Below are 12,995 nucleotides of genomic sequence, written 5' to 3' on the forward strand. Positions count from 1 at the left end.
CACCTGGATACAATGTTAAAAATTTGAATGGTGGCTTGCGTAAGCGTGAGCCACCACCCCTAAAATAGCTTCTCTAGAATTAAATCTTAATCGCGTTTACTCTGTTAATTGGAAATGAATCGGCTTTATTAGCATCTATCCTATTCACAAAAAACACTTGAGCTAACCGTGAGTCTTGCAGAGCGCTTCCAAAGAAATTGTTGGCAGCGTGAAATGTATCGCCTTCAAAAAGAATGAGCGTGTTGTAAACATTATTGATTCTCACCACCTCATCAAACATGCTGTGAAAACTTGTATCCATATGGTAAACCTAATGACTATTTATTTTTACCCGAAATGGCGAAACGCAGAGATCACGCATTGCGATACTTAGGTTTTTTATTTAGTTGGGTACTGGATAAAGCAAATCTTAAGTTTGGAGCAAAAGTACAGACTAGAACATTGTATTGTTTGAGGCACACAGCTATTACTTATAGGCTTCTGTATGGTGAAGGAGTTGATCTTCTAACACTTGCTAAGAATGCTCGCACATCAGTCAATATGATTGAACGGCATTATGCATCTACTCTCAATGGTGAAATGAATATTGGATTACTGCATAGTAAGCGCGTAAGAAAATCAAATACTAGCGGAAAATAAAAAACGGCATCCGAAGATGCCGTTCTATTTGTTACTTTAAGCTTAAATTAAGCTTCTAAATTAACAGGGTTAACCCTGTTTAATCCTAGAAGAATAAGATTGCGCCTAAAGATACAGTTTTTGATTTACCAGTTAAATCGCCAACTGTTTTATCTGCAACAGTACGCTCTGTATCTGAGTATTCAGCAACCAAGTTTAAATGTTTTGTAAGAGGATGGTAAGCACCAACTACCCACATTCTGTCAGTAACATCACTGAATGAATCAACTGAGTTACCATCAAGTTTTGACTCACCCCAGCTAACGCCTAATTTAGTACCAACACCTGGAATAGTGTATGTACCTTGAACGTAATATTGGTCTGAATCACGTTGTGCACCTGTTGCATCAAAACCATCAAACAATTGGAATGTTTGACCAATACCAGAACCTTGACCGTAGTAACCAGTTAAACCAAAACCAGCAACGTTTACGTTAGCGCCAATATCAAATGCTTCAGCACGATCATCATTGAAACCTGTAGCTGATGTTGTTGATGTAATGTGTTGAACTTTTTGTGTAATACCAGAAGCCCAAACTTTACCTGCGAAGTCACCAGCCCAAGCGTAAGAAGCTTTACCTTCAAATGCTGGCTCTGAGCCACCACGTTGATCGCTTGATGCGCTACCTGGAATTGAACCAGCTACAGCATCCCATGACTGTGTAACACCAGCTGTGAAGCTGAAGCCATTCCAGTTAGGTGAAGAGTAAGCGATTTGTGATTTCCAGTCAGCATACATAAAACCAGTACCGATACGACCTAGTGTTGTTGTATTGCCAGCAAGATTACCAGCACCACCACCAACGCCTAACAATGTCATGTCGTTCAAGATAGCGTCTGAAGCATAAATGCCTAGATCTTTACCAAGTTTGATAGAACCCCATGAAGCATCACCGAATGTTAAGAACGCTTGACGGTTTTCGTTACCACCTTGAGTAGCGTTAGCGCCTTGAACACCAGCGTGTGTTGTTGAAGCACCTGGTTGAATGCTGATAGTGAAACCAACATCCAAATCGTTTTGACGTGTTTTACCAGAAACTGATAGATAGTTTGGTAACAAACCTGTAGTAATATTAGAAACGTTTTCTTGTCCGCCAGTACCTAGACCTAGAGGTGCAGTAGCTGCTGTTGAGTTGCCGCTGTAGCTAGTGTTTGTGTAGTAAGCGTTTACTCTACTTTATGATTTAATTGATTATTTTCAACTAAAGGTTGATGAAATCTCCTTTCTCATTTATTGTTTAAATATTGAAGGAGCATGAAATGAGCAACGACATCAACGAAAAAAGCTTGCCAGTTAACTCAACTGCATCAGCAAAGAAGTTAAGTACATCACACAAAATTATCGAAGCTTTTGCCGATAAAATAGCCCCCACTCGGCATGTGCCTCATGGCGAACGTTTGGCTCAACTAACAAACGAACAGAAATTGCAAATACAGACTATTGAAGACCATGCAATTTCCAATTTTAGTGGCATGTTGGATGAACTTGAATCAGCCCTTGGCATGTTGCGGATAGGTCATCATTTTGGCTGGAGGACTCTTTATATCCTGCATAGCAAAAAAACCATTCGTAAATATGAAGAAATACTCGACATTAAAATTCGTGACGTATTTGCTGAGGAAGGGCCTAGTGCAGAACGTTCTATTGGCCTTGCTCTGGCAAAGAAAGCAACCAATTTTTGGAAGGCAGTTTCCGGTGAGTTCAAGATTGAAAATCGACGCGAAGTGAAGTGAGGATAATTTATATTTCCTTAAGGGGACTTGAAGTCTAGGAAAATTTAAGGTATTCTGCAAGGACATATTAAGGCTCCTTGCATGAAAGTATACAAAAAACTAGACTTTATTAAGACCGCGTTCGGCTCGGGGATTGGGGCGAGCGCGCTAGCGCTGACCGAATCACCGAACGAAGGCGGAACCACGGCTTCGGAATATGCAGCAGCTTCCCAATCGACCACCCACCCCCGTCTGGTAATACGGGGGGAAAGTTTAAATACTAAATCTCATGAAGATAGCGGTGAAAGCTACGAACTATTCAGCTTTAATGGTAAACCTGTACTTATTTCCACCCCATTACCAAAATCTGATGGTGAACCATATGCAGCAATTACTGATTTTCTAAATTGCACATTTCCCTATAAAGAACACGATCATGATGAATTGGTATTTGATTTAATCAATTGTCTAGGTAACTCCTTCTCCCCACTAAGTAACCGCTTCAGGGGCTTGCATGGCTTGGAACATTCAATCCAGCTAGGAGAGTCTAAAACATTCCTAGCCTATGGTGGGCAAAACAATACTGCATTTTTATCAATACCAGGTGAAGCCTGCCACATGATTCCTAGCTGGGCTAATTTAGCTAAGCTACTCCAGAATAAACTTAAAGCCAAAATCACACGCTGGGATGGCGCTGTTGATGATTTTATTGGCTTACATACAGTCGACTCTGCGGTTGAGTTGTATATAGCAGGTGCATTTAATGCAGGCGGGAAAAGACCAAGTTGCGATCAAAGAGGCAATTGGTTAATGCCAGATGGTAATGGACGCACTTTTTATATCGGTAAACGAGAAAACGGAAAAATGATGCGTATCTATGAAAAAGGTATGCAACTAGGTGAGAAATGGAGTCCATGGGTTAGATGGGAAATTGAACTTCATAATGTTGATAGGGAAATTCCTTGGGATGTTTTACTTGAGCCAGGCAAATATGTTGCTGGTGCATACCCTAAAGCAACTGGCTGGATTCAAAATGAAATGAGCCGTGTTCGTACTATGCAAAATACAACCCGCATAAGCTATGACCACATGACCGCTTGCACCTCCTTAAGTTTTGGCAAACATTTAAATGTCATGCTCGAAGTTGAAGGTTCCGCTGAAAAAGTACTCCAAAAACTCATACGTGATGGCATTCCTAAAAGACTAGATTTACCCATCGTAGACAAGAATGAAGGGTGGGATAAATGAAAACGCTCACACTCGATGAAGCAAGTCATTTTCTTCGTCTTGCACCTCAAGAAATTATGTCCAAAGTCGAAACAGGACATTTGCCAGGTGCAAAAATCAATGATGAATTATTATTCATTGATTCTGATTTAGCTGACTATTTACGTGGTTATTATCACCCGACTGTTTCAAAAACAGCTACTTCACCTAATCCTAATTTACCGCCTGTTACGGTTGATAAATTTAATACGCTATTTAGTGAGCTGGTGCCTCACATGCTGCGCATAGAAGAAAATCGGGTTAGACGTGGTGAACTTAGCCAAAAATCACTCAGCATTACACGCAATCGTTTAGCGAAATGGGTTGAGCCTTACTTTGATGGCATGGCTATCAGTGAGATTGGTTATGTCACATTAGAAGCATTCATACAACAGTTAACCGAGTCAGAGATTAAGGGTGTTGCAATTACGCAGTACTTAATCATCATCAGAAAAGTGCTGAATTACGCCTTACTTACTAACTTAATTACCAGCTTACCGCATTTCCCAAAAGTTAAAGCGCCTAGAGCTTCACGTGGCGCATTTACTATCAACGAGTATAGAAGATTATTAAAAACGGCTTGGCGCATGCGTAACCAACCTTACATGATGCAAAATAGACCAAAAGAGATTCATCTCAACGAGGTTAGTGTCATGGATGTAATCATGCCGTCTGATATGACTCGTTTAATTGGGTTTATGGTGAATAGTTTTATACGTCCGAGTGATTTGAAATTCATACAGCATAAGCATGTCGAAATTGTAGATGGTGAATATCTCTATTTAAGATTGTCTCTACCTGAAACAAAGAAGCACGATCAACCTATTGTTACTTTAACCGCTGGTGTAGGCATATATAAACGGTTATTAAAAGATGCAAAATCTCGCGGATACGGTAAGCCTAATGACTATTTATTTTTACCCGAAATGGCGAAGCGCAGAGATCACGCACTGCGATACTTAGGTTTTTTGTTTAGCTGGGTGTTAGACAAAGCTAATCTTAAGTATGGAGCTAAAGGACAAACACGAACATTGTATTGTTTGAGGCACACAGCCATAACGTATAGGCTTTTATATGGTGAAGGCGTTGATTTGCTGACGTTGGCTAAAAATGCGCGAACTTCCGTCATCATGATTGAGCGGCATTATGCATCTACGCTAAATGGTGAAATGAATATTGCTTTGCTTCATAGTAAGCGAATAAGAAAATCAATCAAGCAACATAACTAAATAAAAAACGGCACCCGAAGATGCCGTTTAATTATTACTTTAAGCTTAAATTAAGCTTCTAAATTAACAGGGTTAACCCTGTGTAATCCTAGAAGAATAAGATTGCGCCTAAAGAAACTGTTTTTGCTTTTGATTTAGTTTCTGCAAAAGCACCTCTAGCATCAACTGTATCTTTAGCATCTGAGTACTCAGCTACCAAGTTCAAGTGTTTTGTTAAAGGATGATATGCACCGATAGTCCACATTTCGCTTGAAACATCACCACGTGCATCATTAGAAGTTGCATCTAAGTTAGAAGTACCCCAGCTTGCACCCAATTTAGTACCAACACCTGGAATAGTATAGGTAGCTTGAACATAACCGCCATCAGAATCACGAGCTTGACCTAGTGCATCATAACCACTTGAGAATTGATATTGGTTACCAATACCAGAACCTGTGAAGTAGTAACCAGTTAAACCAAAACCAGCAACATTAATGGTGCCGCCGAAATCAACTGCTTCACTACGGTCATCCGTGCCAGAAGATGCTGCAGTAGCAGCAACTGGAATTGAACCACCAGTTGTTGGATCGAATGCGAAACCAGCTGCATTACCAGCAGTAGCGCCGATACCTCTCATCTTTTGTGAAATACCAGAAACCCAAACTTTACCAGCGAAGTCACCAGCCCATGAATAGCTAGCTTTAGCTTCAAATGCTGGCTGAGAACCACCAGCTTGTGTTGTTGTTCCGTTTGCTGCATATGGGCTACCTGTACCATTAGCATTCCAACCTTGACTTACACCAGCTGTAAAGCTGAAGCCGTTCCAGTTTGGTGATGAGTAAGCAATTTGGTTTTTCCAGTCAGCGTAGATGTAACCAGTACCGATACGACCTAAAGTAGTAGTACCGTTCAATGTACCAGCACCAGAACCAACGCCTAACAATGTCATATCATTTAAGATAGCATCTGAAGCAAAAATACCTAAATCTTTACCAAGTTTGATAGAACCCCAAGAAGCATCACCGAATGTGATAAATTGTTGACGATTTTCGTTACCGCCGCCACCTGAAAGTGATGAAGTTGTTGCAGCACCTGGCTGCATACTAATAGTGAAACCAACATCTAAATCATTTTGACGTGTTTTGCCTGAAACTGTTAGGTAGTTAGGTAACAAGCCAGTTGTGATGTTTGATTTTGTTTTTGTACCATTGTTGTTTGTACCAGCAGTTAGTGTACCAGCATCATCACCAGTGTGACGTGTTGATGTGTAGTACATGTTTACAACACCACCGATATCTAAAGTCCAATCACCAGCTGGAATCATGATACCAGCTGAAGCGTTTGAAGCTGCAGCTAATAGAGCTGAAGCAACTGCTAATTTAATTGTGTTATTCATATGAATCTCCTAATTATGTAATGCTATTTTTATTACTAAATAACCTCACTATCACCTAGTCATTTTTGACTTTAGATAACAGCGAGAGAGTTTGCAAACTCTCTCAATGGGACTATGTTTAAAATCGTCATTAAGAAGGTGAATGAGAGTATGCCTAAAGCATTTGTGCGAAACAACTAATTATTGGTGTTTTTGTCACATTTGTTTACATTTGTTGTAAATGTGCAACATTTAGTTACTCATTGCAGCCTGTAACCTATCTTACAAATACTCTTCCACGGTAAACAATTTACGATGTTCGCGAATAGCAAAGCGATCCGTCATGCCTGCAATATAGTCAGCAACTGCCCGCGCTTTATCTGTTTCTGCAGATAATTGAAATTCATTAGGTAGCAACCCAGTGTTCTCAAAAAAAGCTTCGAAGAGCTCACGTACGATGCGTGCCGCTTTTGCGCTCATGCGATTTACTTTGTAGTGGTGATATAAGTTTTTGCGTAAAAACTGTTTGAGCTTTTGATTTTGTTCCGCAACTTGACCACTAAAGCCAATCAATTGAGGTAATTGGCGAATATCAACAATACTTTTTGGTTGAGGTTGCGCTATATTTTGAGCACTATGCGTACATAAATCGACCACTAATGTATTGATCATCCGCCGCACAGTTTCGTGTATTAAACGTTTTTGCTCCAACTTCGGATATTTAGCTTTGACTACAGCTAAGTTATTGGCAAACAATTCAACTTTTGCGAGTTGATCTACGGTAATTAAGCCTGATCTCAACCCATCGTCAATATCGTGGTTGTTATAGGCAATTTCATCAGCAAAGTTTGTAAGCTGCGCTTCTAAGCTTGGGCTGGTTTTATCTAAAAAGCGCTGCCCAACATCGCCTAGTAGCCTTGCATTCTTGATTGAGCAATGCTTGAGTATGCCTTCCCGCACTTCAAAGGTAAGATTGAGGCCATCGAACTCCGCGTAACGCTGTTCTAGCTTTTCAACCACCCTTAATGATTGTAAGTTATGTTCAAAGCCACCAAAGTCACGCATGCAGGCATTTAGTGCATCCTGACCTGCGTGGCCGAATGGTGTATGACCCAAATCGTGCGCCAACGCGATTGCTTCAGTTAAGTCTTCATGCAGATTGAGTGTGCGGGCAATACCTCGCGCCATTTGTGCAACTTCAAGACTATGCGTTAGCCTTGTACGAAATAAATCTCCTTCATGGTTCACGAAAACTTGAGTTTTGTATTCTAGGCGACGAAAGGCTGTGGAGTGAATAATGCGATCCCGGTCACGCTGAAAAGCATTCCGCGTTTCTGATGCAGGTTCGTCAAAATGACGCCCTATTGTTTCTTCTGGATTTGCAGCGTAAGTCGCAAGATTGCTCATTATGGTTAATATATTCCAATGTTTAACATTACTTTTCACGATATTCAAAAATTGCTGACATATGTGAAGCTGATCTTTGAATATCGTGTAATGCTTTTATATCATCATACCGCCAATGTTTCTTTTAGTTTTTCCGCATCATAGTCACTGGTGATGACTGATTTACCAATACCCTGCTGCAAGATGAGACGGATCTTGCCATTTTCCACTTTTTTATCTAACGACATCAAATCTAGATATTTTTCCACACCTAAGCTTGGCGGCTTTATCGGTAAGTTTGCACCCTCAAAACTACTTTTAATTCTTGTAACATCATGGTCACTTAACCAGCCCATACGTTGTGATAAGTCTGCAGCCATCACCGTGCCAGCAGCAACAGCTTCACCATGCAACCAAACGCCATAACCCATTGCATTTTCAATGGCATGTCCAAACGTGTGACCTAAATTTAGCAAAGCTCGCTCACCTTGCTCATGCTCATCTTTGGCAACTACATCAGCTTTATTTTGGCACGAGTGGTAAATGGCATAGCTCAGCACTTGCTCATCCAACTGCATCAAGCTGGTCATATTAGTTTCTAGCCAATCAAAAAAATCAGCATCGCGAATTAATCCATATTTGATAACTTCGGCAACACCTGCGGAAAACTCTCGCGGAGGTAATGTTTGTAAAGTGTCAATATCCGCCAGAACTAATTGTGGTTGATAAAAAGCACCTATCATGTTTTTACCCAGCGGGTGATTAATGCCAGTTTTACCACCAACCGACGAATCCACCTGCGACAGCAATGTAGTAGGAACTTGAATAAATGGCACACCACGCAAATATGTTGCGGCAGCATAGCCAGTTAAATCACCAATCACGCCACCACCAAGCGCTATGAGCGTAGTGCTTCGTTCACAGCGATTTTGCAGCAAAGCATCATAAATGATGTTAAGTGTTTCCGAATTTTTATAGGCTTCGCCGTCGGGTAATATAATCTGAATGACAGTTACGCCTTCAGCTTTCAAACTGCTACTTAACTGATCTAAGTACAACGGAGCAACTGTTGTATTGGTAACAATAGCAACATGTTTGCGCTTAAGATGAGGCAATATTAAACTCGCATCAGAGAGCAGATGACGCCCGATATGTATTGGGTAACTTCTATTAGCCAGTTCTACTTTTAGTGTTTGCATTTTTATTTATGATATTTAGGTAAATTTAAATTGGATAGTTAGCTTTTTATGTCTACTTTACCGCTTCTTTGTTACTAGCCTCTTTAATCAATTGTTCAATATAACTAGTGATTTCATTTGCGGACTGTGCGCCCGTATCAACAATACAATCAGCTAAGGCAGCATATATTGGATCTCTATCGATATAAAGCTGTTCTAATTTTTGTCTAATATTGCCGCCTTGTAGTAGTGGGCGAGATTTATCGTTACGAGTTCGCAACCATAAGTCATGCACACTAGCGCGCAAATAGACTATTTTGCCATTATTTTTTAAAAGCTCACGATTTTCAGGTAGCAATACAGCTCCCCCTCCCGTAGCCATTACTATATTTTCAAGCTGACACAACTCCTCAAGTGCAGCTGTCTCGCGCTTACGAAATCCATCAACTCCCTCCAATTCAAATATAAGCGGAATTTTAACGCCAGTCTTACGCTCAATTTCATGATCAGAATCATAAAAAACCATACCTAATTGCTTAGCTATTAAGCGACCAATAGTGGTTTTACCAGCCCCCATCAGACCTATGAAATAGATATTGCTCAATTTACCAACCATCACTGCCACCCATCACGCATAAAAAATGCCCATCACAAGTATGACGGGCATTTTAAGGTAATCTTAGAAATCTGTCAGGTTAATGTATTTAACATCAGACTTTAAAGTTTCATCATTACTGTAAGTTTAGGCTCTCATCCATAATTCTAGGAGTAATGAATATAAGCAACTCTTGCTTGTCATTTTGAGTAGTTCTTTTTTTGAATAAATTACCCATAATTGGTAAGTCTCCAAAAAACGGTACTTTTTCCACATCATTACGTACTGTTTGCTCAAAAATACCACCTAGCACTGCAGTTTCACCATTACCAACAAGTACCTGCGTATTAATATTTTGCGTTTCAATAGAAGGCACACCACTAAATACCTGCCCCACTCGATCTTTCTTAACATCAAGCTCCATAATGATTTTATCATCAGGTGTAATTTGTGGGGTTACTTCTAGACTCAATACTGCAGATTTAAATGATACTGTGGCCGCACCACTACTACTTGCTTCCAGGTAAGGAATCTCGGTACCTGCTGCAATTTTAGCCTTGTGTTGATTAGCAGTAGTTACACGAGGGCTAGAAACAATTTTACCATGCCCATCTGATTCCATAGCTGTCAACTCCATATTAAGCACCAATCCAGCAGCTTTACTAAATATACTATACGCTATAGAACCCGTAGCATTTGCTACCGCCAAATTCGACATAAGGTCAGGTAGGCCATCGGAACTTGTTAATACTGAATTAGCGACATTATTATTGTTTAATTGATTAGTATCATTTGTTTGAATTGCACCATTATGTGTACCCTGTGTAAGGGTTGCTGCGGATGAAGCAGTGTATCTATTACCTAAGGATCCACTTATAGTTCTGTTAATGTTGCCGCTAGCGGACTGATTGCCCTGAGTAATACCAAGTCTAGCACCCAGAGCTTTGCTATATTTATCATCAGCAATCACTAATCTTGACTCAATCATCACCTGCTTAACGGCCACATCGACTTTACTTATAATGGCTTGTACCTGGTCTAAATATTTAGATGTATCTTGCACAAACACTGTGTTAGTGCGCGGGTCTAACACAGCACTTCCTCGTTTAGATAAAATCTTCTGCTTGGGATCGCTCAAGATGTCTTTTAATGACTCTGCTTTCATGTACTTCAGAGTAAAGACTTCAGTACGAACTGGCTCCAAATCATTAATTTGCTGTGCAGCTTCCAACATTTGTTTTTCTTTAGCAGCAACCTCTTCAGCAGGCGCGACTAAAATAACATTGCCAGTTTTGCGCATTGATAAGCCTTTACTTTGAGTAATAATGTCCAAAGCTTGATCCCATGGAACATCTTTTAAACGTAAAGTCAGATTACCAGTCACTGTATCGCTTGTAATAATATTCAAACCAGTAAAATCTGCAATCACTTGCAATACTGAGCGCACTTCAATATTTTGGAAATTTAACGAAAGCTTCTCACCCGCATAGCCGGGTTTAGAACCACGAACCAGCTTATTTGGATCTTCAACCACTTGACGCACGTCGATGATGAATTTTTTGTCAGCTTGGTAAGCTGATTGTTCCCAATTCCCCTTAGGCTCGATCACCATTTGCCCATTCTTACCTTGTTTCATCGTGTCAACATAAATAACAGGTGTATTGAAATTGGTCACATTTAGGCGACGCTGTAAGTTTGCAGGAACGTCCGTATTAAGAAAGTCCACAACAATGGTCTTTCCCTTTTGTTTGATATTGATCCCTGCTGAAGCAGATGATAAATCGACAATGATGCGTCCTTCACCATTTTTACCTCGGGCAAAATCAACATTGTTAATTGCAAATTGTTGTTGGCCAAGTGTCGGTTCTGCAAACTTTGTTTCCACACCGACATTTGCACTTGCTTCGTTCGCTTGTAGCATGATGGTTACATCATTACCATTGATTGTGGTGTTATAACCTACATTTTTAGATAGATTTAATACGATGCGAGTGCGCTCTTTAGCCTGTGCAAGTGTGACACTTTTAAGTGAACCTTGATCGGCTTGGATATTCGTTTTAGCAGTGCCATTAGCTACACCTGGAAAATCTAAAGCTATTCGTGCAGGGCTATTCAAAGTGAATCCAGCAGGCGCATTTGCAAGTGGTACTGTAGTTTTTATATGAATGGCAACTCTGCCTCCGGGCAAAGATGAAAAATCTACACTCTCTATTTTATTTTTTAGCGTGGACTGCTCCTCAGCTAATGATAAGCCTGAAACTAATGTTAATCCCAACAGTAAAAAAACCTGTAAAAATTTGCCTACCCATGTGTTGTTTTTCATTGTCTCACCTTAAATTTCCAATTACTTTAATAGAGGCTTCTCTTTAATTGCTAATCATTCTTGCAATGGCAAATTAGAAACTCGCTCTATCCAATCCCCTGAAAGCTCATCCTGCACAATCTCTTTTAGCTCAACTTCGCTATCAGTAATTTTTGTGATCATGCCAAAATTTTGACCCACGTAGTTACCCACTTTAACTTGTTGCACGCCGTTATCTGGTGTTAACAGTAAAGCGTAAGTGAGTTTGGTTTTTGACAACAGACCGACGTATTTAATACTCTCTAATGGATACGCTTCCATAGGCTCTTTAGGCCGGTTCATATTAGGTTGCAAGCTGCTGGACTTGTTCGATGCTTTGCGTGGGTGAAATGGGTCACTAAGCTTGCCATCCGCATTATATTGTAGAGCGAGATACGGCTTCACCTCAGGAAGAGGCTTAATCTTTGGTCGCATATCCTTTGCAGAGTTTTTAATAAAGCTATCCAAATCATCGCCATCACCACCACTGCATGCAACCAAGCATAAGCCTAGCAAAAAAGCTGATGAGATTTTGAACCACATCTTACGTGCAGATTCTCGTTTTAATCGCAAATTCACTGAATTCATCAACTTTTTCCACCTGCTTTATTCTTTGCGTCATTTTTCTTCTTAACTGCAATTTCATCTGCATCTAAATATCTGTAAGTTCTAGCTGTAGCTTCCATGACCAATATCACATCTGCGTTATTTGATTTAGCCTCCTTACCATCTTTACCAGTGGTGACGGAGATATCGTTCAGAGTCACGATGCGTGACAACTTAGAGATGTCGGTGGCAAATGCGCCTAAATCATGATAAGTACCAAGCACCTTAATTGATATTGGCATTTCCGCATAAAATTCTGCTTGTGTTTCCTGACCAGGTTTAAAAAGCTCAAATTCCAAGCCACGACCCAAACCAGCCTGGTTAATATCAGTGAGCAATCCATCCATTTGAGATTTGTCAGGCAACTGCTTTAGCAATGCACCAAAGGTTTTTTCAATCTCTACCATTTGCTGCTTATACCCTGCCAAATTAACTGCCTGTGCTTGCTTATCAAGGAAAGTTTTTCGCAACTCCTCCTCTTTTGCCTTTGCAGTATCAAGCGAAGTAAAAGCATCGGTCCACAAAAAATAGTAGCCCAAAGCCAAAATAACTAGAAATATGAATGCAAGCAATACGGCTTTAACAGCGGCTGGCAAGCTACCAGCATTATTAAAATCTATATTATTAAAATCATCTAACTTCATGA

General features: G+C 40.2%; 12 protein-coding genes. 3 read left to right on the plus strand and 9 right to left on the minus strand.

The features are described 5' to 3' along the window. Positions 1-79: 79 nt before the first annotated feature. Together M301_RS12865 and M301_RS12875 are read right to left on the minus strand one after the other, a co-directional pair. Positions 80-301 carry a hypothetical protein gene (locus tag M301_RS12865; RefSeq protein WP_041359508.1) on the minus strand — a complete coding sequence of 74 codons (222 nt, stop codon included), beginning with the start codon at positions 299-301 and terminating at the stop codon, positions 80-82. Between the two features lie 423 nt (positions 302-724). Next, complete coding sequence (locus M301_RS12875; RefSeq protein ID WP_337998424.1) at positions 725-1,738, minus strand: porin; 1,014 nt, start codon at positions 1,736-1,738, stop codon at positions 725-727. 200 nt (positions 1,739-1,938) lie between these two features. Between M301_RS12875 and M301_RS12880 the strand changes: the two genes are divergently transcribed. The 3 genes from M301_RS12880 to M301_RS12890 all read left to right on the plus strand — a co-directional run bounded on the left by M301_RS12880 (position 1,939) and on the right by M301_RS12890 (position 4,886). Beyond that, entirely contained in the window at positions 1,939-2,412 is a 474-nt protein-coding gene (locus M301_RS12880; protein WP_013149221.1) for a hypothetical protein, read from the plus strand. An 81-nt stretch (positions 2,413-2,493) separates the two neighbouring features. Beyond that, on the plus strand, positions 2,494-3,639 hold the full coding sequence (locus M301_RS14315; RefSeq protein ID WP_013149222.1) for a replication initiation factor domain-containing protein: 1,146 nt from the start codon (positions 2,494-2,496) through the stop codon (positions 3,637-3,639). Further along, complete coding sequence (locus M301_RS12890; RefSeq protein WP_013149223.1) at positions 3,636-4,886, plus strand: hypothetical protein; 1,251 nt, start codon at positions 3,636-3,638, stop codon at positions 4,884-4,886. The genes M301_RS14315 and M301_RS12890 overlap by 4 nt, the downstream gene beginning before the upstream one ends. Positions 4,887-4,974: 88 nt before the next feature. Here the strand turns inward: M301_RS12890 and M301_RS12895 are convergent, their stop codons facing one another. From M301_RS12895 to M301_RS12925, 7 genes are all read right to left on the minus strand, one after another. Further along, entirely contained in the window at positions 4,975-6,264 is a 1,290-nt protein-coding gene (locus M301_RS12895) for a porin (RefSeq protein WP_013149224.1), read from the minus strand. A gap of 261 nt (positions 6,265-6,525) precedes the next feature. Beyond that, positions 6,526-7,650, minus strand: a complete 1,125-nt coding sequence (locus M301_RS12900) for a deoxyguanosinetriphosphate triphosphohydrolase (RefSeq protein ID WP_013149225.1) — start codon at positions 7,648-7,650, stop codon at positions 6,526-6,528. A gap of 104 nt (positions 7,651-7,754) precedes the next feature. Further along, entirely contained in the window at positions 7,755-8,828 is a 1,074-nt protein-coding gene (gene aroB / locus M301_RS12905) for a 3-dehydroquinate synthase (RefSeq protein WP_013149226.1), read from the minus strand. A 52-nt stretch (positions 8,829-8,880) separates the two neighbouring features. Further along, on the minus strand, positions 8,881-9,423 hold the full coding sequence (locus M301_RS12910; protein WP_013149227.1) for a shikimate kinase: 543 nt from the start codon (positions 9,421-9,423) through the stop codon (positions 8,881-8,883). Between the two features lie 115 nt (positions 9,424-9,538). Next, positions 9,539-11,725 carry a type IV pilus secretin PilQ gene (locus tag M301_RS12915; RefSeq protein ID WP_013149228.1) on the minus strand — a complete coding sequence of 729 codons (2,187 nt, stop codon included), beginning with the start codon at positions 11,723-11,725 and terminating at the stop codon, positions 9,539-9,541. A 54-nt stretch (positions 11,726-11,779) separates the two neighbouring features. Further along, a complete protein-coding gene (locus tag M301_RS12920) occupies positions 11,780-12,331 on the minus strand; it encodes a pilus assembly protein PilP (RefSeq protein ID WP_013149229.1) in 552 nt (183 codons plus the stop codon). Further along, the gene (locus M301_RS12925; protein ID WP_013149230.1) at positions 12,331-12,993 is read right to left on the minus strand and encodes a type IV pilus inner membrane component PilO; all 663 of its coding nucleotides are present in this window, start codon (positions 12,991-12,993) and stop codon (positions 12,331-12,333) included. The genes M301_RS12920 and M301_RS12925 overlap by 1 nt, the downstream gene beginning before the upstream one ends. Positions 12,994-12,995 lie beyond the last annotated feature (2 nt).

It is taken from the genome of Methylotenera versatilis 301, assembly GCF_000093025.1.
Lineage (GTDB): Bacteria > Pseudomonadota > Gammaproteobacteria > Burkholderiales > Methylophilaceae > Methylotenera > Methylotenera versatilis.

Coding starts and splice junctions, on each gene's coding strand:
- M301_RS12880 (WP_013149221.1), top strand. CDS start 1,939: ATGAGCAACGACATCAACGAAAAAAGCTTGCCAGTTAACTCAACTGCA.
- aroB (WP_013149226.1), bottom strand. CDS start 8,828: ATGCAAACACTAAAAGTAGAACTGGCTAATAGAAGTTACCCAATACAT.
- M301_RS12910 (WP_013149227.1), bottom strand. CDS start 9,423: ATGGTTGGTAAATTGAGCAATATCTATTTCATAGGTCTGATGGGGGCT.
- M301_RS12865 (WP_041359508.1), bottom strand. CDS start 301: ATGGATACAAGTTTTCACAGCATGTTTGATGAGGTGGTGAGAATCAAT.
- M301_RS12915 (WP_013149228.1), bottom strand. CDS start 11,725: ATGAAAAACAACACATGGGTAGGCAAATTTTTACAGGTTTTTTTACTG.
- M301_RS12890 (WP_013149223.1), top strand. CDS start 3,636: ATGAAAACGCTCACACTCGATGAAGCAAGTCATTTTCTTCGTCTTGCA.
- M301_RS12895 (WP_013149224.1), bottom strand. CDS start 6,264: ATGAATAACACAATTAAATTAGCAGTTGCTTCAGCTCTATTAGCTGCA.
- M301_RS12900 (WP_013149225.1), bottom strand. CDS start 7,650: ATGAGCAATCTTGCGACTTACGCTGCAAATCCAGAAGAAACAATAGGG.
- M301_RS14315 (WP_013149222.1), top strand. CDS start 2,494: ATGAAAGTATACAAAAAACTAGACTTTATTAAGACCGCGTTCGGCTCG.
- M301_RS12925 (WP_013149230.1), bottom strand. CDS start 12,993: ATGAAGTTAGATGATTTTAATAATATAGATTTTAATAATGCTGGTAGC.
- M301_RS12920 (WP_013149229.1), bottom strand. CDS start 12,331: ATGAATTCAGTGAATTTGCGATTAAAACGAGAATCTGCACGTAAGATG.